This window comes from Phyllobacterium endophyticum, from assembly GCF_003010935.1.
Lineage (GTDB): Bacteria > Pseudomonadota > Alphaproteobacteria > Rhizobiales > Rhizobiaceae > Phyllobacterium > Phyllobacterium endophyticum.
This window is the reverse complement of record NZ_PGGN01000002.1, coordinates 41270-58859: the sequence shown is the minus strand read 5'-3', so window position 1 is coordinate 58859 and position 17590 is coordinate 41270. Positions and strand designations below refer to the sequence as shown.

Genomic DNA, 17590 nt, shown 5'->3' with positions numbered 1-17590 from the left:
TCTGCTTCAATCCCGATTGCTGACGCCCGCCTGATCAAATGTTGCCATGCCGCCGTGGCACATAGCTGCCGCTTTGACGATACCGGCCGCTAACGCTGCCCCCGTGCCTTCTCCCAAGCGCATGCCAAGGTCGAGCAATGGCTTCTTGCCAAGTTTCTCCAGCACCTTGCGATGGCCCGGTTCCGCAGAGACGTGGCCGAACAGGCAGTGTTCGATTGCATCGGGATTCGCCGCGTGCAGGATCGACGCGGCGGCAGTCGCAACGTAACCATCGATGATCACCGGAATCTTCTCTACGCGCGTCGCGAGAATTGCCCCGACCATGGCCGCGATTTCACGCCCCCCAAGGCGTCGAAGAACTTCCAGAGGGTCCTTCAAATGGGATGCATGGAGTGCGACTGCTGTGCGCACGGCATCGGCCTTGCGCCGCATGCCGTCACTGGTGGAACCGGTGCCCGGACCTACCCAATCTTCCGCCGTTCCCCCATAGAGGCCGTGGAAAATTGCAGCCGCGATCGTCGTATTGCCGATCCCCATCTCACCGATACAAAGAAGGTCGGTCCCGCCAGCAATCGATTCCATCCCAAACGCCATTGTGGCGGCGCAGGTCTTCTCGTCCATTGCCGCTTCTTCGGTAATATCGGCGGTTGGATATTCCAGGGCGAGGTCGAAAATTTTAAGGCCGAGATCGTTGGCGATGCAGATCTGGTTGATCGCAGCGCCACCGGCCGCAAAGTTTTCCACCATTTGCGCGGTGACCGAGGAGGGGTAGGGCGAAACGCCTTTGGCGGTAACGCCATGGTTGCCCGCGAAAACCGCGACCAGAGGGCGCGTTATCTGTGGGCGGGAGCGTCCGGTCCAGGCCGCAAGCCACTCCACGATCTCCTCCATTCGCCCGAGCGAACCCGGCGGTTTGGTGAGGGTGGCGTCCCGGCGTCGTACAGCTGCAACAGCCGCCTCATCGGGTCCCGGCAACGTGGCAATAAGCGTGCGAAAATCGTCAAACGGCAGACCGGTGGTCATGATGTTCCTTGCGATGGCAAATTGGCAAACACCGTCCTATAAGCGCTGGGTGATAAAACGCAAAGGCCCACGCACGGCACAGAGTGTCGCGACCGCCGTGGTTAGAGGAATACAACATGGGCTTGATCAAAGACACGATGCGGGCGCTGGGCTTCCTTTCAAGAATGCCCCTCTCCGCAAGCTGGTTCAAGGGATATGACGGCCCGTTAAGTGACGCTGTGCGCGGTTTTCCGCTAGCGGGCATGCTTATCGCGCTGCCCGCTTCGCTCGTGCTGCTGATCGCTCAAGCCTTCGACCTGCCCGATAGCATAACCGCCTTGTTGGTCATTGTTGCATTGATGATTGCGACGGGTGCACTCCACGAAGATGGTCTTGCCGACGTGGCGGATGGCTTCTACGGCGGCGCAACCGTCAATCGACGCCTCGAGATCATGAAGGACTCGGCGACCGGTTCCTATGGTGCTCTCTCCTTGGTTGTCTCCGTGTTTTTGCGAGCCGCATTGTTCGCGACAATAATAGACGAACTTGATACGTTTCAGGCGGTGCTTGTTCTCATAGGAACGGAAGCTGGCAGCCGGTCCGTTATGGTGAAACTCTGGCAATCCCTGCCATCCGTACGTCTCGGTGGCGTCGCTGATCAATCAGGAACGCCAAGCGTCGAAGCTGCTAACTACGCACTTATAATTGGCGCTGTTGTTCTTGCAATCTGCTATGGCGCTGCGGGCGGGCTTTTCGGGATCGTCGTCGCAGTATGTTTGACTGCGCTGGTCTATCTCGGCTTCTCCGCCCTCTGCCGCGACAAGATTGGCGGGCAGACAGGCGATACGCTCGGCGCGATGCAGCAGCTCGCGACAAATTCACTGCTGCTCGGCCTTGTCATCGTGCTCTAACCGTACCAGATCTCTATCATGACCATAACCGAGTCACCCTGCGTCCTTGTCTGCGCCATCGACATGAAAACCGGCTTCTGCTTCGGCTGCGGGCGCACGCGTGAGGAAATAGGCGCGTGGTCGATCATGTCACCCGAGGCTCGCCGCAGCGTCATGGCCGACTTGGCCGCGCGACTGGAAACCGTTGAGCGTAGACCTCGCCGCGAAACACGGCGCAGTCTTTTGGCGCGCGAAAAACAACAAGGCTGACGACGATGGGCCGCCTCTTCTGGATCATAATTGCATTGATTGGCGCCACGCTGCTACTTTTGATGGCCAACAATGACAGCGGGTCAATTCTTGGTGTGGCCAATGATGATTTTGCCCGCTTCGCTTACATGGGTATATGGGGTGTCGTCCTCGGTTCGGCTCTACTGGGATCAGGCATTCCCCTCGGCGATTTCTTGCGCAGCATGGCTGTCTGGGCTGTCATCTTTCTGGCCATTGTGGCCGGTTACCAATATCGTTATGAGTTGCAGGACGTCGGACACCGTATAACTGCCGGGTTGATACCCGGAAGCCCCATCTCCAATCGCGACAGCAATGGAACCACAACCGTGACCTTGGCCAAAGCCAATAGCGGTCATTTTGAAGTCCGAGGCGAAGTCAACGGTGCTACCGTGCCCTTCATTGTAGATACGGGGGCATCGTCGATCGTACTCTCGGCTGGAGATGCCAGGCGGGCCGGGCTCAATCCGGACAAACTATCCTACAGAACACCCATCCTGACAGCAAATGGCATGGCGACGGCGGCTAGCATCACGTTGGACACGATCAGGATCGGTGCCATCGAACGGCACAATATCCGCGCTATGGTTACGGAAGATGGTCGCATGTCTGGGAGCCTGCTAGGAATGAATTTTCTGAATACCCTGAGCGGATTTTCAGTACGAGGCGACAGGCTCGTTCTATCCGACTAGGCCGCTTCGTCCGCTGATACAGATTGTATGGCTTCATAGGCCCGGCGGATAACGGCGCTGCTCGCGCCTGCCTGATTGGCCTCCGTCGAAAGAATTTGCCGCCAGCGCCGTGCTCCTGGAGCGCCGTGAAAAAGGCCGACCATATGCCGCGCGACATGCGATAGCCGACCGCCGCGCTCAATGTGAGCGTCCGTATAGGCGCACATCCGCTCGATGATGGAGTCGATCGAACGCGGAGCATCCTTGCCGCCATGGATGATCCTGTCGACGTCAAGCAGCAACATTGGATTATGATAGGCGGCTCGGCCAAGCATGACACCGTCGACGTGACTGAGGTGCTCACGCGCCTCATCCAGTGTCTGAATGCCGCCGTTCATCCCGATGAATTGATTCGGATGTTTCTGCTTCAGACGATAGACGCGATCATAGTCCAGAGGAGGAATTTCGCGATTTTCCTTGGGTGAAAGCCCTTTGAGCCAAGCCTTCCGGGCATGTACCCACAGTGCATCGGCACCAGCCTTGAACACGTCGTCCGCGAGATCATCGAGCGCTACTTGCGTATCCTGCTCATCAACGCCAATGCGGCATTTCACGGTAACTGGGACCGCAACCGCCTGCTTCATCGCTTGGACACTTGCCGCCACCACTGCTGGCGTTTTCATCAGACAGGCGCCAAATGTTCCCGACTGCACGCGATCCGATGGGCAGCCCACGTTCAGGTTGATCTCCTGATATCCCGTCGCCTCTCCGATACGCGCAGCTTCTGCCAGTTTGACGGGATCCGAGCCACCCAGTTGAAGAGCAACGGGATGTTCTGCTTCAGCAAACCCGAGGATGCGGTCGCGATCACCATGAATGGCGGCATCGGCGACGATCATCTCCGTGTAAAGCAACGCTTGCCGCGTGAATTGTCGATGAAAGAAACGGCAATGCCTGTCCGTCCAATCGATCATGGGCGCAACAGCAAAGAGGTTGCGCTTGTAATTCTTGCTGGTGACAGTCTTCTCGGTCACTTGCGGAACGTTCCAGTTTTCTCGTGGCTTGGACATCGCCAGGCTGCTGATGTCTGGGCGTTTTCATAGAACGCGAAGCGCCAATTGTCCATGACACCACCACACTGAATCAGTGCGGTCCCTTTGACTACGTTGTAGAATCGCAACAGCGATTTCCGAACCCGAAGTTCGATCGCAGTTCAGTTTTGCGCTGGCCAGCGAACAGGAATAAGCATCGCTCGGGGACATGAGCTTGTGACAATTCTTCAATCGGAGATCAGAAATGAACATCAAGAGCTTCTTCCTCGGATCAGCCGCTGCCCTCGTGGCAGTGACGGGCGCACGCGCCGCAGATGCAGTGGTGATTGCCGAACCAGAGCCTGTTGAATATGTAAGAGTGTGCGATGCTTATGGCGCTGGCTTCTTCTATCTGCCTGGAACCGAGACTTGCCTCAAGATCAGCGGCTATGTTCGCTACGATGCCCAAGGCGGTGACGATGTCTATAATGGCGGCGAACTGGACACTTGGGTGAAGCACACTCGGGCCGAGGTGCGATTCGACGCTCGCTCCGAGACGGAGCTTGGGACGTTGCGTTCCTATATTCAAAGCCGTTTCGACTACGAGGATGGTTTGGATGAAGGTGCGTCAATTCCGCAGGCGTTTATCGAACTTGGCGGATTTAGAGTTGGCGTTGCCGATGAAATCTTCGGCGCATGGGACGGTTATGCTGGCGATATCATCCAGGACGACGTGATCAACTACAACAGTTGGGAAAGTAACCAGATCAGCTACACGTTCCAAGGCGGTAACGGCTTTTCTGCGATCATTGCCGCGGAACAAGGATCTGTCCATGACGGTTATGACGACTATGTCATCGACAATTACATGCCTCACGTCATGGCCGGCCTGAAACTTGAGCAGGGTTGGGGCAAGATTTCTGGCATTGTGGGATACGATTCAAACGTCGAGGAATTTGCCGCGAAGGCTCGTCTGGACGTCAACGTTACCGATAAGGTCATGCTCTGGGCCATGGGTGCCTACCAGTCCGGATATGACGACACCCGTGTCGAACGCAACTTCTTGACGCCTTGGCAGGGTGATTGGGCAGCGTGGGGTGGCATCGCCGCGAAAGTAACGGACAAGGCGACGATCAACGGCCAAGCTGCCTACGAATCCGAAGGCACCTACGCTTTGGCGCTGAACGTCGCGTATGAACTTGTACCGGGCTTTATGATTACGCCTGAGATCAACTACACCAAGTTTGAGGACTTCCGTCGCAGCGACGGAACCCTTGTCAACGACGATGCGTTTGGGGGCATCATCCGTTTCCAGCGCAACTTCTGATAAAGTATGTTTAGCAATATCCGGAGGTGATTGCCTCCGGATATCTGCACCACAGCGCTAGGATTGTTCTGATAGGGGAACAGGCACAGCAGATTTCAGGACCGCCAGAAATCGATTGCCCGCGTCGGTCACCTCCCCCGAGTTGTCGATGAGAATCGCATCCGCCGGATCGCACGGATTAGGCGCGGCTCGCATCAAACGGCGCTCAATCTCGGCAGCGTCTTCTCGTCCTCGCGCTGCCAGCCGCCTCGCCAGGACTTCATGCGAGGCGGTTATCTGCACCACGATGAAATTTGCATAGGCTTGTCGAAGCGCAGGCAAAACGCCTCGCGACACATTGGCAATTGCTACACTACCCCGCTCAATCGCCTCATCAACAGACATTGGCAAGCCATAGCAAAGTCCATGGGCTTCCCAGGAATGCGAGAACTCCCCTGCCCGCTTGGCGGTGAGGAACTGTTGCTGGCTTAGCGTATCGTGATCTTCCGTATCCACCGAAGATGGCCGCGTCACCACGCGCCGAACGAAGTGATACCCAGGTTGATCGCCAAGAGCGGCGCGAGCGAACTCGATGATTGTGTCTTTACCCGCCCCGCTGGGGCCGACAACGGCAACGAAAGTTCCGTTTGGCAGCGGTGCAGGCGCACGATCGGGCGCCTCGGTTGTGCTAGCCATCATACGACGCGGCGGCCTTCGCGCCAGACAGTCCTGACCACCGGAATATGTTCGTCGACACGAACACGAACGAGATCGGCACGTTTGCCGATCTCAATCACGCCGCGGTCATTGAAGCCGATCGCATCGGCAGGGTTCTTCGTCACCAGACGCACGGCATCCGGCAGTTTGATTCCCTCGGCCGTCTCGCCAAGGAAGAAGGTCGATTGAATAAGACTAAATGGGATGTAATCGGATGACAGAATGTCGAGATAACCGTGTTCAGCGAGTTCGCGCGCGGACACGTTGCCGGAATGCGACCCCCCACGCACGACATTCGGGGCACCCATCAGAACGGAAAGCCCGGCCTGTTTGGAAGCGGCCGCGGCCTCAAGCGTCGTTGGAAATTCCGCCACGTGAATGCCTTGCTCGACTGCTTCGTCCACATGGGCACGTGTCGCATCGTCGTGGCTGGCCAAAACTATACCGCGCGCACGACAAAGGTCCGAAATGGCTTTGCGATGGGGCGCGGAATTCTTCGCGGACTCTGCCATCCGTTTTTCGCAGAATGCGTTGAACTCCCTATCGGACAGCTTCAACTTGCGCTGGTAATAGTAGGCATACGTTTCAAGATTGACGAATTGACGTTGACCTGGCGCATGATCCATTAGCGACGCAAGGCGCACACGGCCGTCAGACTCGAAATGTGCAAACCCTTCGAGGCAATCGGACGCCGAGACTTCACAGCGCAAGTGAATATAGTGATCGGCGCGCAGGCGCCCTTGCTCGACACTATCTTCGATCGCGTCTGCAAGCTTGCGGCTTTCGTCGGCAGACATATCCGCATCTTCATCAAGCCCAACGCGCAAGGCGTCGAAAACAGTCGTGATACCGGACGCTGCGATTTGCGCATCATGGGCAAGTACGGCCGCAATCGGGTTCCATCGAACCCGCGGGCGTGGCATATAATGGCCCTCGAGGTGGTCCGTGTGCAATTCGATAAGGCCCGGGATCAGATAATCGCCTTCGAAATCTTCACCACTGGAGACGGACCTTTCCGAGATATCGGCAATCTTGCCATCCCGAACCAGGATCGACCCGGTGATGACATCGTCCTCAAGGACGATTTTGGCATTGTTCAAGATCAGTTCGGCGGACATTTAGCCAGTCTTTCTTCTGTTGGTGCCTGCAAGCGGATGCAGCGAGTGTATTTCAAAGGGTAAACCCGGCTCCGCCTCAGTGAACAGAGCGAGATTATTGATTTCTACTGGTTCCTCGAGAACGGGTTCCAGGAATTCAATCAGCATTCGTTCGATCCGCGGCCGGTCACGTTCCGGCACTATATCGGTAAGCGTCATGTGGAAACGAAAATCGTCAAAGACGTACGGATAGCCCCACTGTTCGAGATTCCGTCGCTGTGACGCTGTCAATCTTTCGGGGTTTCGCCGGCTGATTTCGTTCGCTGTTGAAGGAGCACGGAAACGATCGAACGCGACCACAACATCGTTTGCCAGCTGATTGACGCGCGCCACCGGTTCTTCCGGAACAAGGGCGAAAAATCCCTCGAGATTGGCGATCCGCAGTTTCGGGATTTCTACCGGATCAATCGACGAGGCGAAGTGCATGAGCGCTGACAGAAGGTCGTGTTCCTGAACATTGTCATTGAGGCGGAACGGAGCCTTCAATGTAGCGTGGAAGCCGTATCGGCGAGCAGATTCGGTAAGTTTTGTGAAATCCTCATGCGCAAGGTCGCGGATCTGCGGCGGCCTCACGGGCTGGCCTGTGAATGCATTGCGGCCAAGCCAGTTTGCCGCGACTTTGAGAAGCGGATCACTGGAAGGCGGCGTAAAATAGATCGCGTAGCGCATAATGATTCCTCCGGAACACTTTCGCGTTAGGCGCCAATTATGACAAGCCTTTGAAGACCTGCATTTTCGATGCTATGGCTACAAGCTCCTACGGGAACCTGTTCCCACTTTTTTGGGGATTCGATCATTGCTGCTTTCCCATGAGCCGGGACCGCAAGGCGTTGGAAATGCTGTCAAAGATGAAGACCACCGCCAGTATAAGCAAGACCATATAGGCGACATTGTGCCAATTCGTATTTGTCCGCATCGCTTCCCAAAGTTTCAGGCCGATGCCACCCGCTCCAACCGCGCCAATTATGGTCGCCGAGCGCGTGTTCGACTCCCAGAAGTATAGTGCCTGGCTCGCGAAGACCGGCAGCACCTGTGGAATGACCCCGTATCGCTGAACGTTCATGGGTGATGCACCGACCGACTTTACACCTTCGCGCTGCTTGTCATCGATGTTCTCAAGGGTCTCGGAATAGACCTTGCCCAAGGTGCCTGTATCGGTGAAGAAAATCGCGGAAATACCTGCCAAAGGTCCAGGTCCGAACGCACGGGTGAAAAACAGCGCCCAGATGAGCATGTCCACAGAACGAAGAAAATCGAAAAAGCGCTTGGTCATCTGGTTGGCAAAGAAGTTAGGCGTGATGTTGCGGGCCGCGATAAAAGCCAACGGAAGAGAGATTAACGTGGCGAGGAGCGTTCCCACAAAGGCCATGACGATGGTCTGCAGGAGTTTGGTCCAGACATCCCCATGCTGCCACGAAGAATTGTACCAGATATTGTCGAACGCCAGCGCAGCATTGGAGATTTCAGGCCTTATCCGCTCGCCGCTGAAGATCATTGAAGCGACTTCGCCCGCCGACCTATTCCAGAACGGCGACGCGGTATCGAAGACGAAATTCGCCCACCCAAGAAATCTGCGGCTTATAACGACCCGTTCGGGGATAATGTCAGCGGTCCCGGCGAAGCCGAAATTGACCGTGACCTGATCCTCTTTGAGCGTCGCCCATGTGGGCAATCTTCCTTGAGGCTTGGCACCATCCGGTTCAATCAGCACGGTGAGTTCCTCACCCCCGCGCATGGCAATCACGCGTTGCCCGTTTATCCGAAGGCTTTTGCCTGTACCAAAGGTGATTGTGACATCGCGCCCGTTCTGCACCACCCAATCCGGCTTCGGATTGTCGCCGAGTTCCGAAAAACGTGGATAGCTGATGGTAGTGCCCTCTGGGCTCATGCGGACAGTGCTGCGGATTGCATAGGACACCCAGTCGCGTGCATAAATCTCGGCACGTTGCCATTGGCCCGTGGCGAGTACCGTGCCAATGGAAAAGAACCACCAGCAATAGACGAGGTAAAGGATAGTCGCTGCACCGATGAGCAGCGGCAGGAAGCGCTTCAACGCGGGTGGGTTGAAAACATCGGGGTATCGGGCCTCGAACTCGGCGATATTCAAAGAGGAAACACCATTCATGACTGTTTCCCTCCGAAAGCAAAGGCCTGGTTGCCGACAAGGCGGCGGCGTAGCCAGGCAGAAAACTGATCGACGGCGATGATTGTCGCCAGCAGCAACACGATAATCGCCAGCGTCTTTGCCTGATGGCCGCGTCCGATCGACAGTCGGAGCTCCTCGCCGATGCCACCGCCACCGACAGCACCAATTATAGTGGAAGCGCGTACATTGATTTCGAGGCGCAGCAATGCATAGGACATGAAATTCGGCATCACCTGCGGCACTATCCCAAAACCAACGCGCTCGAACCAGTTAGCACCAACGGCGCGCAACCCCTCATCCGCCTTCATGTCGGCATTTTCAACAACCTCGAAGAACAGCTTCCCTAACGCGCCGATCGTGTGAATACCGACAGCAAACATGGCCGGGATCGGCCCCAACGACAGGATCGCTGCAAAAAATCCGGCGATGACGATCTCTGGAAACGCGCGAAGAATTTCCATGTACCGGCGTGCGACGAACCGGATCATTTTGCTTTTGACCAGATTTCTGGCCGCGAGAAAGCAAAGCAGAAACCCGAAAAAAGCACCAGTCAAAGTAGCGATGATTGCAATATTCAGCGTCTGGAGCATCTTGTAGAAATATTCGGGCATATATAGGGGACCGAAGAGATAGACGCGGCCTTCGGGATAATCAAACTTCAGGCTTCCGTCGAAATATGGGGACGGCAGATCGAACAATGCTCGCCAGACTTCCCAGCCATCGCGCGGAACAAGATCACCGGCGAAATCAAAGAAATGCGGAATCCGGTCGAAGAACTTGCCAGCGTTCGAATCGTTGGCGAACCACAGCGAACCTGAAACAGCAATGAGCAGGCCGATCCCGATCAGCCAGGAATATGCGCGGCGCCGACCGGCGAGCTCCTGCCAGTGGCGCTCGATCAAAATACCGTCAGGCGATAGTAAAGTTGAATTGACGCGGCTCAAGGGCTTGTCCTTCCAGAGCATAAAAAATCACGGCCAGATCAATCGATCTGGCCGTGATGGAAATGGTATTGATCAACCGCCAATCTGAGCCTTACGCGCATCGATGATCGGCTGATAGAACTGGGCGTTGACTTCCGTGAAGCCTTTGCGGTCGCCGCCATTCGAGGAGGCTGCCAAGAAGCAAGCATGGTCTGTTTTCGGCAGATTCATCAGGTACTCTTTATACTTGGCAATGGTATCGGCGTTCATCGACGAACGGACAACAATCGGGCCATTCGGAATGAGAGGAGACTTCCAGAGTTCGACAAAGTCCTTCATGTCGATCACTCCCTTATCGACCATCTTGCGCAGATTGCCGGCAGAATAACCTTCGTCGAATTTGCCGACTCCCGAGCCAAAGGTGGTACCGGCATCGAACTTGCCATCCTTGACGGCTAGAACGAGGTTTTCATGACCGCCGCCGAAGCCGGTCTCAGAGAAATATTCCTTCACTGACGTCCCGATATCTTTTGGTAAAGAGGTCACCGGAACAAGATAGCCGGACGTCGAATCCGGATCGGCGAATCCAAGCTTTTTGCCCTTCATATCTGCAAGTGTCTTGATACCGCTATCCTTGCGGGCGACCATGATCGAATAATAACCGGTCGAACCATCGGTCTGGATATCGGTCAAAATGGGCTCGACTGCTTTCGGGTTGGTGAGATAGATTTTGGCATATCCCGACGCCCCAAGTTCTGCCGCATCAAGTGTACCGCCGAGAAGACCCTGGATGACGCCATCGTAGTCGGTAGCCGGGAATAGTTTGACTTCCTTCACGCCAAGAACCTTCGGCAACTGGTCGACAATGCACTGGTAATTGCGCAGGCGATCGGCTTCGTTTTCGCCACCGATCAGTCCGATACGAAAAGTCTCGAGATTTTCCGCACGCGCCATCGAACCGGCAAGCATTGCGCCAATCGCGATGGCACCAAGTAGAGCTTTTTTGAGCAACATCATTCTCTCCTGTCAAACTTCCGTTTGAGTTTGTGATCTGTTCATGGTTGCCCGTGACGTGGGCAGGACGATTCTTTCAGCGCGCGGCGAGAATGGCCTCAAGTTCGGGAATGGGCTTTGGTGTGCCACGCGAAATGCTTGTGGATGTAATGGCTTCTGAAAATGCATCCTTCATGCCGTCAGCACCATAAATCCGGCGCGCGGCAAGTTCAGTTAGATCATCTGGACCGCCGTCGAAAACGATCTTGCCGCACTGCATGCCGATGATGCGCTCGCAGAAGTGCCGGGCCGTATCGAGAGTATGAAGATTGGTGACGACAGTCAGGCCCTCCCTCTCATTGATGTCGCGCAGCGATTCCATCACGACCTGCGCGTTGCGCGGATCGAGCGATGCGATTGGCTCGTCCGCAAGGATTACTTTGGGGTTCTGCATCAAGGCCCGCGCAATGGCTACTCGCTGCTGCTGACCGCCTGAGAGCGTGCCGGCACGCTGCAAGGCAGTTTTGGCGATATCCAGGCGCTCGAGCGCGGCAATCGCCATGGCCCGCTCTTCCCGCGAAAAAATACCAAGAAAGCTTTTGATGGTCGACCTGTGATTGAGACGTCCAAGCAGGACATTCGTGAGAACATCAAGTCGCGGCACAAGATTGAACTGCTGGAAGATCATGGCGCAGTCTCGCTGCCAGTTACGCAAATGCGAGCCGCGCAATTTCGCCACGTCCGTTCCCTCGAACAAAATGGAGCCTTCCGAGGGATCGATCAGCCGATTGATCATGCGCAGCAAGGTCGACTTTCCTGCACCGGAGCGGCCGATGATACCAACCATTTGGCCTTGGGGAATCTCGAGGTTGACGTTGTCGATGGCGATAGTGTTGCCAAACCGCCGCGTCACGTTTTCGATTTTCAGCATCCAGTCAACCTCTGTTGGCGTTAACCTGTCGTAGAGGTGTTGTGTGAAGCTGAGATGGCGGTTTCGTTTCAGTTAAATGACAAGTGTACGACGCTTGGCTTCTTACGCCGCAGCACCATTCGGAACAGCGAACGCGGTAACATCTATGATCCTGTCGGCGACTGCTTCACGCACATCCTGATCGTGGAATATGCCAAGCATAGCGATGCCCTCGTCCTTCTTCCGTTGGATCATCGAGACGACTACGTCGCGATTCTGAAGATCGAGGGAGGCGGTAGGTTCATCGAGAAGGAGGATCGGATGATCAGTGATGAAACCTCGCGCGATGTTCACACGCTGCTGTTCGCCGCCCGAGAACGTCGCGGGCGGCAACGACCACAGGCGCTCCGGCAGATTGAGCTCGGTAAGGAGTGCCGCAGCCTTGTGGCGGGCGTCCGTACGATCCACACCGCGCGCAACCAAGGGCTCCGCCACGACGTCCAGCGCCGAAACGCGCGGTACCGTACGCAGAAATTGGCTCACATAGCCTATCATGTCGCGCCGGATGCCGATCATCGTGCGCGGGTCGGCACCGGCAACGTCAATGAGCTTATCGCGGTATGGCACGATGATTTGACCGTTATCCACGGCATAATTGCCGTAAACCATCTTCAGGATCGAGCTCTTTCCTGCCCCCGACGGGCCGCCCAGAACAGCACACTCACCCGATTTGATCGAGAACGAGACATTTGCCACCACAGGCAGACGTACGCCGTCGCGCAGGTGCATCGTGAAGCTCTTGGCCACATCGGAAACGACGAGAGGTGTCGGCATTATTCTCTCCTAGACTTGCAGGATAGAGGAAACAAGAAGCTGCGTATAAGGCGCCTGAGGATCATCAAGAACACGATCAGTCAGACCGGTTTCGACGATGCGACCATCCTTCATCACCATCATCCGGTGCGAAAGCAGGCGCGCCACCGCGAGATCATGCGTGACAACAATGGCTGCCAGCCCAAGATCGCTCACGAGACCGCGCAGCAAATCGAGAAGCCTTGCTTGCACCGACACATCAAGACCGCCTGTCGGCTCATCCATGAAGACAAGGCGAGGATTGGTGACGAGATTGCGTGCAATCTGCAATCTCTGGCGCATTCCGCCCGAAAAAGCACGAGGCTGATCATCGATGCGGTCGGCGGCGATTTCGACACGGCCGAGCCAATCGGCGGCCGCCGCGCGAATGTTGCCGTAGTGCCTGTCTCCCACAGCCATCAGTCGCTCGCCGACATTGGCTCCCGCGGAGACTGTCATGCGCAATCCGTCGGCGGGGTTCTGGTGGACGAAGCCCCAATCCGTCCTCATGAGAAAACGTCGTTCTGCTTCGCTCATGCGGTAGAGATCGCGGAACTGCCCATCGCGCATACGGTACTCGACAGAGCCGGTCGAAGGCGCAAGGCGCGTCGCCAGACAATCCAGGAGCGTGGTTTTTCCCGAGCCCGATTCGCCGACAACGGCAAGGACTTCGCCCGGCCACAGCTCGAACGATACGTTCTGGCAGCCGATCCGGCTTCCATAGAACTTCGAGACGGCATTGACTCTCAGAAGTGGCATATCGCTCATTTCTCTACCCCCGCAGCATGGGTATCTGCCTGCGCAGGATTGGCCGAGAGATGGCCCTGATGACCTTCTGACTGCCGGTCTTCACAAAAATCCGTATCGGAGCACACGAACATGCTGCCGCCCTTGTCATCGAGGATGACCTCGTCGAGGTAACTGCCTCTTGCTCCGCACAACGCACAGGGCTCCGAGAACGTCTGGATCTCGAATGGATGATCCTCGAAGTCGAGACTGACCACTTCCGTATATGGCGGGATGGCATAGATGCGCTTTTCCCGCCCTGCTCCGAACAGTTGCAATGCAGGCGAGCGATGCATTTTGGGATTGTCAAACTTAGGCGTGGGCGAAGGATCCATGACATACCGGCCTTCAACCTTCACCGGGTAGGCATAAGTCGTGGCAATGTGACCATGGCGGGCGATGTCCTCGTAAAGCTTCACGTGCATCAGTCCGTATTCCTCAAGTGCGTGCATCTTTCGAGTTTCGGTTTCGCGCGGCTCAAGAAAACGCAACGGTTCCGGAATGGGCACCTGATAAACGAGCGTCTGCCCAGTTTGCAGCGCTGTTTCCGGAATGCGGTGCCGTGTCTGGATGATCGTCGCCTCTGTGGTCTTGGTCGTTACCCTCACGCTGGACACCTTCTGAAAAAAGGCGCGGATCGACACGGCATTGGTTGTGTCGTCAGCGCCCTGATCAATGACCTTCAACGTGTCGTTCGGGCCGATTATCGCCGCTGTCACCTGAACGCCGCCTGTGCCCCAACCATAGGGCATCGGCATTTCCCGGGAAGCAAACGGCACCTGATAGCCAGGGATCGCGATAGCTTTCAGAATGGCACGGCGGATCATCCTTTTTGTCTGTTCATCGAGATAGGCGAAATTGTAAGTCGCAAGCTCAGTCATTCTGCTGCCTCTTTGGTCTCGCTACTGTTGCTTGCCACGCGTTCGTGTTCGCTGCGCATGCGTCGCACGAGGTCAAGCTCAGCCTGAAAATCGACGTAGTGCGGCAGTTTCAAATGCTCGACGAAACCCGTAGACTGCACGTTATCGCTGTGGGAAATAACGAATTCCTCGTCCTGTGCTGCTGCGGTGATGTCTTCGCCGAGCTCCCTCGCCCGCAGCGCCCGGTCACACAACGCCATGGACATGGACTTGCGCTCGCTCTGGCCGAAAACCAGACCATAGCCGCGGGTAAATTGTGGAGGCTGTTTGGAGGAGCCCTTGAACTGATTGATCATCTGGCACTCGGTGACGCGGATGCGGCCTAGCGTCGGCGGAAAATCAAGTTCGGCTACCTCCAGTTCGACTTCGACCTCGCCAATACGAATCTCACCAGCAAAAGGATGGCTGCGGCCGAAGCCGCGCTGGGTCGAATAGGCAAGCCCAAGGAGAAATCCCTCATCCCCCCGCGCCAGCGCTTGCAGCCGCAGATCACGCTCCAAGGGAAACGGCAACGGCTCGCGTGTCAGATCGCCTGTTTCAACCCCTTCGGGCATTTCGCCATCCGGTTCAATCATGCCGTCCTTGCCCAGGATGTCGGTGACGCGCGGCGTATGCTCATGCGCTTCGACACGGCGATCGGGACTCTCCATTACACCATCTTCGGCAAGCTCAGGATCGAGCAGACGATGGGTGTAGTCGAAGGTTGGTCCGAGCAACTGCCCGCCTGGCAAATCCTTGAAGGTCGCCGATATGCGCCGTTCTATCGCCATCTGCGAGGTTTCGACCGGTTTCGTGTAGCCAAATCGCGGCAATGTGGTTCGGTAGGCACGAACGAGAAAGATCGCTTCAATCATGTCGCCACGTGCCTGCTTCACCGCCAGCGCGGCGAGTTCCGTATCGTATAAGGAACCCTCGGCCATGACACGATCGACCGCCAATGCAAGTTGTTCGACGATTTGTTCAAGGCCGATCGCCGGCACTGAACGATTGCCGCGGCGCCTATCGGCAAGCAATTTGTGGGCATTGCGAATGGCGGTCTCACCGCCCTTGACAGCAACGTACATGGCTCACGCCTCCCTTTTCGAAATGCGCGTCGTACGCGGCATGGCAGCGAGGGCGCTCTTGCCGGCAAATATCAGGTCGACACCGCGCGGAAATATCCCGCGATTGGCCGTCCATTGTTCCACAAACATTCGAGGCAGCCGGCTCGGCGCAAATGTCCGGGTAACCTCAATCCCCGGACCGCTCAGCGTAAGTTCTTGCGGACCATCGAAATTTTCGATCTGTACAATGATCGTTGTGGACCGGTCCGGATATTCCGATGTTCCCTTTCCGAAGGATTCCAAGGATGGCATCGCTTCAAGGTCGCTGATCAAAGCGAATTGGGCGTCTGATGGGTTCAAATTTACTTCAAGTCCCGTGTGAAACTTCAGCCAGCCCATTGCGGGCACTGAACCGGTGATCGGTTTGTCGCACCAGACAGTCGCATCATGATCGAAAAGCGTCGCGGCCACCGCCCCTGCAGTGGCGGAGATGGGCGTCGGGGCGGTTGTTAGACTACCGATATCGATTATTCGGCCTGGACTTGCCATGGCATCCATCAGAGCCCGAAAGACCTCTTGCGAGTTGAAAACTGTATCGCTGAAGCCGCCCTCATAGATCTGCGTCGTTGCGCGCATCAGTCATCACCCCGCACCATGGTAAAGAAATCGACTTTCGTCGCAGCGGTTTCGGCTCGCCTGTCTTCGAGTTCGGCGTTGACGCGTTGGGCAATGGGAGCAAGAATTGTGTCCTCGACTACCTGACGATGGGCCGGTTCCTGCCAGAGTGCGTCGAAGATCGCCGCAAGGCGTACTTTGCTGCTCGAGCGTCCCAGCGCGTAAGCGTGACCGACCGCGCCATTTCCAAGCCGCACCGTTGCGCGCGTGACTGTCGCTTCGCCAAGATTGAAGGGAGCACCGCCGCCGCCGATGCGCCCCCGCACCATCACCAGGCCGGCCTCCGGGCCACGCAATGTCTCAACCTGAGGCTTGTCCGCCCATTGCATCCAGAAGTTCTCCATTTCCTCGGCAGTCGCCTGCGCCAGCAAAGCCATGGCGGCCTTGCGTCTGAATTCATATCCGCCAGAGGTTGGGATGTTACCCTGATTTTCGTTGCGCATTGACACCTCGCTCGAATTTGTCTAGTTATCTATACAATTAGACATTAATCCTGTTTCTAAAACAGGTCAATGACAGGAGCATGACAGAGCGTGACATCGGCACGAACAATCACACGCAACAGCGGCGTGGCGATATGGCGTCAGATTGCGGACCAGATCAGGAGCGATATTTCGTCCGGAAAATTGGCGACTGGCGCGCGCATCCCTCCCGAGATCGAATTGGCAACACGTTTCGCCGTCAACCGCCACACGATTCGTAGCGCAATAGCGGCTCTGACAAAGGAAGGTGTTCTACGGGCGGAGCAAGGTCGCGGCACTTTTATCGCCAACAGCAAGAAGCTTACGTACCGACTTGGAGAGCGAACCCGGTTTTCGCAGACACTTTCGACACAGGTGCGCGAGACCAGGGGCATACTGCTTGCCCACCGCCTTGAAGAAGCACCGTCTGGCGTTGCCGAGGCGCTGGCGATGCAGTCCGGACAAGTGGTCAGGATCGACACGCTGCACACTGCCGACGGCAGTCCGGTTTCCTGCGCTACTGCATGGTTTGACGCTGCGCGCGTGCCAAATGTCGCGGAGGACTACAGTTCATCCGGCTCGATAACGTTTGCCCTCAAAGCTGCGGGCATTGACGACTATCTACGAAAGTCAACAATCATTGCCGCGCGCCACGCGGAAGCGGAGGAGTTGCGACATCTAAGACTTTCTCCCGGAGCAATCGTTCTGGTCGCAACGGCAATCAACGTCGACACCATGGGCCACCCAATACAATATTCAAAAACCCGCTTCGCCGCCGACCGCATGGAAATTGCCATTGACAATGAGAGCGCCGGGTAA

General features: G+C 56.4%; 20 protein-coding genes. 5 read left to right on the top strand and 15 right to left on the bottom strand.

All coding sequences use genetic code 11. The annotated features are described in order from the left end of the window. Positions 1–6: 6 nt before the first annotated feature. Entirely contained in the window at positions 7–1026 is a 1020-nt protein-coding gene (cobT, locus tag CU100_RS08165; RefSeq protein WP_106716118.1) for a nicotinate-nucleotide--dimethylbenzimidazole phosphoribosyltransferase, read from the bottom strand. Positions 1027–1139: 113 nt separating this feature from the next. Here cobT and CU100_RS08160 point away from each other — a divergent pair, with 113 nt between their 5' ends. Genes CU100_RS08160 through CU100_RS08150 form a run of 3 tightly spaced genes read left to right on the top strand, consistent with a single transcriptional unit; the run spans position 1140 to position 2872 of the window. Continuing rightward, positions 1140–1913: an adenosylcobinamide-GDP ribazoletransferase gene (locus CU100_RS08160; RefSeq protein WP_106716117.1), complete on the top strand. Its 774-nt coding sequence runs from the start codon at positions 1140–1142 to the stop codon at positions 1911–1913. A gap of 18 nt (positions 1914–1931) precedes the next feature. Further along, positions 1932–2162: a DUF1289 domain-containing protein gene (locus CU100_RS08155; RefSeq protein WP_106716116.1), complete on the top strand. Its 231-nt coding sequence runs from the start codon at positions 1932–1934 to the stop codon at positions 2160–2162. A 5-nt stretch (positions 2163–2167) separates the two neighbouring features. Then, positions 2168–2872 (top strand): retropepsin-like aspartic protease family protein, encoded by a 705-nt coding sequence (locus CU100_RS08150; RefSeq protein WP_106716115.1) that lies wholly within the window; start codon positions 2168–2170, stop codon positions 2870–2872. On the opposite strand, the gene dusA is transcribed toward CU100_RS08150, so the two are convergent. Next, positions 2869–3921, bottom strand: a complete 1053-nt coding sequence (gene dusA, locus CU100_RS08145) for a tRNA dihydrouridine(20/20a) synthase DusA (protein WP_106716114.1) — start codon at positions 3919–3921, stop codon at positions 2869–2871. The two genes, CU100_RS08150 and dusA, sit on opposite strands and share 4 nt — an antisense overlap. A gap of 226 nt (positions 3922–4147) precedes the next feature. On the opposite strand from dusA, the gene CU100_RS08140 reads away from it, so the two are divergent. Further along, the gene (locus tag CU100_RS08140) at positions 4148–5209 is read left to right on the top strand and encodes a porin (protein WP_106716113.1); all 1062 of its coding nucleotides are present in this window, start codon (positions 4148–4150) and stop codon (positions 5207–5209) included. 57 nt (positions 5210–5266) lie between these two features. On the opposite strand, the gene phnN is transcribed toward CU100_RS08140, so the two are convergent. The 13 genes from phnN to phnG all read right to left on the bottom strand — a co-directional run bounded on the left by phnN (position 5267) and on the right by phnG (position 16753). Further along, positions 5267–5887, bottom strand: a complete 621-nt coding sequence (phnN, locus tag CU100_RS08135; RefSeq protein ID WP_106716112.1) for a phosphonate metabolism protein/1,5-bisphosphokinase (PRPP-forming) PhnN — start codon at positions 5885–5887, stop codon at positions 5267–5269. Further along, entirely contained in the window at positions 5884–7023 is a 1140-nt protein-coding gene (locus CU100_RS08130; protein ID WP_106716111.1) for an alpha-D-ribose 1-methylphosphonate 5-triphosphate diphosphatase, read from the bottom strand. Before CU100_RS08130 ends, phnN begins: the two co-directional genes overlap by 4 nt. Beyond that, positions 7024–7731: a DUF1045 domain-containing protein gene (locus CU100_RS08125; RefSeq protein ID WP_106716110.1), complete on the bottom strand. Its 708-nt coding sequence runs from the start codon at positions 7729–7731 to the stop codon at positions 7024–7026. It lies immediately after the preceding gene. A 124-nt stretch (positions 7732–7855) separates the two neighbouring features. Continuing rightward, positions 7856–9187, bottom strand: a complete 1332-nt coding sequence (phnE, locus tag CU100_RS08120) for a phosphonate ABC transporter, permease protein PhnE (RefSeq protein WP_106716109.1) — start codon at positions 9185–9187, stop codon at positions 7856–7858. After that, positions 9184–10173 (bottom strand): phosphonate ABC transporter, permease protein PhnE, encoded by a 990-nt coding sequence (gene phnE / locus CU100_RS08115; RefSeq protein ID WP_106716108.1) that lies wholly within the window; start codon positions 10171–10173, stop codon positions 9184–9186. Before phnE (CU100_RS08115) ends, phnE (CU100_RS08120) begins: the two co-directional genes overlap by 4 nt. 51 nt (positions 10174–10224) lie before the next feature. Continuing rightward, positions 10225–11142, bottom strand: a complete 918-nt coding sequence (gene phnD, locus CU100_RS08110) for a phosphonate ABC transporter substrate-binding protein (RefSeq protein WP_106717162.1) — start codon at positions 11140–11142, stop codon at positions 10225–10227. A gap of 79 nt (positions 11143–11221) precedes the next feature. After that, positions 11222–12055, bottom strand: coding sequence for a phosphonate ABC transporter ATP-binding protein (gene phnC / locus CU100_RS08105; protein ID WP_106716107.1), 834 nt, complete (start codon positions 12053–12055; stop codon positions 11222–11224). 102 nt (positions 12056–12157) lie between these two features. Continuing rightward, positions 12158–12868: a phosphonate C-P lyase system protein PhnL gene (phnL, locus tag CU100_RS08100; protein ID WP_106716106.1), complete on the bottom strand. Its 711-nt coding sequence runs from the start codon at positions 12866–12868 to the stop codon at positions 12158–12160. Between the two features lie 9 nt (positions 12869–12877). Beyond that, entirely contained in the window at positions 12878–13654 is a 777-nt protein-coding gene (phnK, locus tag CU100_RS08095; protein WP_106716105.1) for a phosphonate C-P lyase system protein PhnK, read from the bottom strand. Beyond that, entirely contained in the window at positions 13651–14553 is a 903-nt protein-coding gene (locus CU100_RS08090; protein WP_106716104.1) for an alpha-D-ribose 1-methylphosphonate 5-phosphate C-P-lyase PhnJ, read from the bottom strand. Before CU100_RS08090 ends, phnK begins: the two co-directional genes overlap by 4 nt. Then, complete coding sequence (locus CU100_RS08085) at positions 14550–15656, bottom strand: carbon-phosphorus lyase complex subunit PhnI (RefSeq protein ID WP_106716103.1); 1107 nt, start codon at positions 15654–15656, stop codon at positions 14550–14552. Before CU100_RS08085 ends, CU100_RS08090 begins: the two co-directional genes overlap by 4 nt. Positions 15657–15659: 3 nt before the next feature. Continuing rightward, positions 15660–16271 carry a phosphonate C-P lyase system protein PhnH gene (gene phnH, locus CU100_RS08080; RefSeq protein ID WP_106716102.1) on the bottom strand — a complete coding sequence of 204 codons (612 nt, stop codon included), beginning with the start codon at positions 16269–16271 and terminating at the stop codon, positions 15660–15662. Further along, on the bottom strand, positions 16271–16753 hold the full coding sequence (gene phnG / locus CU100_RS08075; protein WP_106716101.1) for a phosphonate C-P lyase system protein PhnG: 483 nt from the start codon (positions 16751–16753) through the stop codon (positions 16271–16273). Before phnG ends, phnH begins: the two co-directional genes overlap by 1 nt. Before the next feature lie 90 nt (positions 16754–16843). Between phnG and phnF the strand changes: the two genes are divergently transcribed. Continuing rightward, positions 16844–17590, top strand: a complete 747-nt coding sequence (gene phnF / locus CU100_RS08070; RefSeq protein ID WP_106716100.1) for a phosphonate metabolism transcriptional regulator PhnF — start codon at positions 16844–16846, stop codon at positions 17588–17590.

What these genes read in the sequence shown, in the direction of transcription:
- CU100_RS08160 (WP_106716117.1), top strand. Translation starts at nt 1,140, where the DNA reads ATGGGCTTGATCAAAGACACGATGCGGGCGCTGGGCTTCCTTTCAAGA.
- CU100_RS08155 (WP_106716116.1), top strand. Translation starts at nt 1,932, where the DNA reads ATGACCATAACCGAGTCACCCTGCGTCCTTGTCTGCGCCATCGACATG.
- CU100_RS08150 (WP_106716115.1), top strand. Translation starts at nt 2,168, where the DNA reads ATGGGCCGCCTCTTCTGGATCATAATTGCATTGATTGGCGCCACGCTG.
- dusA (WP_106716114.1), bottom strand. Translation starts at nt 3,921, where the DNA reads ATGTCCAAGCCACGAGAAAACTGGAACGTTCCGCAAGTGACCGAGAAG.
- CU100_RS08140 (WP_106716113.1), top strand. Translation starts at nt 4,148, where the DNA reads ATGAACATCAAGAGCTTCTTCCTCGGATCAGCCGCTGCCCTCGTGGCA.
- phnN (WP_106716112.1), bottom strand. Translation starts at nt 5,887, where the DNA reads ATGATGGCTAGCACAACCGAGGCGCCCGATCGTGCGCCTGCACCGCTG.
- CU100_RS08130 (WP_106716111.1), bottom strand. Translation starts at nt 7,023, where the DNA reads ATGTCCGCCGAACTGATCTTGAACAATGCCAAAATCGTCCTTGAGGAC.
- CU100_RS08125 (WP_106716110.1), bottom strand. Translation starts at nt 7,731, where the DNA reads ATGCGCTACGCGATCTATTTTACGCCGCCTTCCAGTGATCCGCTTCTC.
- phnE (WP_106716109.1), bottom strand. Translation starts at nt 9,187, where the DNA reads ATGAATGGTGTTTCCTCTTTGAATATCGCCGAGTTCGAGGCCCGATAC.
- phnE (WP_106716108.1), bottom strand. Translation starts at nt 10,173, where the DNA reads ATGCTCTGGAAGGACAAGCCCTTGAGCCGCGTCAATTCAACTTTACTA.
- phnC (WP_106716107.1), bottom strand. Translation starts at nt 12,055, where the DNA reads ATGCTGAAAATCGAAAACGTGACGCGGCGGTTTGGCAACACTATCGCC.
- phnL (WP_106716106.1), bottom strand. Translation starts at nt 12,868, where the DNA reads ATGCCGACACCTCTCGTCGTTTCCGATGTGGCCAAGAGCTTCACGATG.
- phnK (WP_106716105.1), bottom strand. Translation starts at nt 13,654, where the DNA reads ATGAGCGATATGCCACTTCTGAGAGTCAATGCCGTCTCGAAGTTCTAT.
- CU100_RS08090 (WP_106716104.1), bottom strand. Translation starts at nt 14,553, where the DNA reads ATGACTGAGCTTGCGACTTACAATTTCGCCTATCTCGATGAACAGACA.
- CU100_RS08085 (WP_106716103.1), bottom strand. Translation starts at nt 15,656, where the DNA reads ATGTACGTTGCTGTCAAGGGCGGTGAGACCGCCATTCGCAATGCCCAC.
- phnH (WP_106716102.1), bottom strand. Translation starts at nt 16,271, where the DNA reads ATGCGCGCAACGACGCAGATCTATGAGGGCGGCTTCAGCGATACAGTT.
- phnG (WP_106716101.1), bottom strand. Translation starts at nt 16,753, where the DNA reads ATGCGCAACGAAAATCAGGGTAACATCCCAACCTCTGGCGGATATGAA.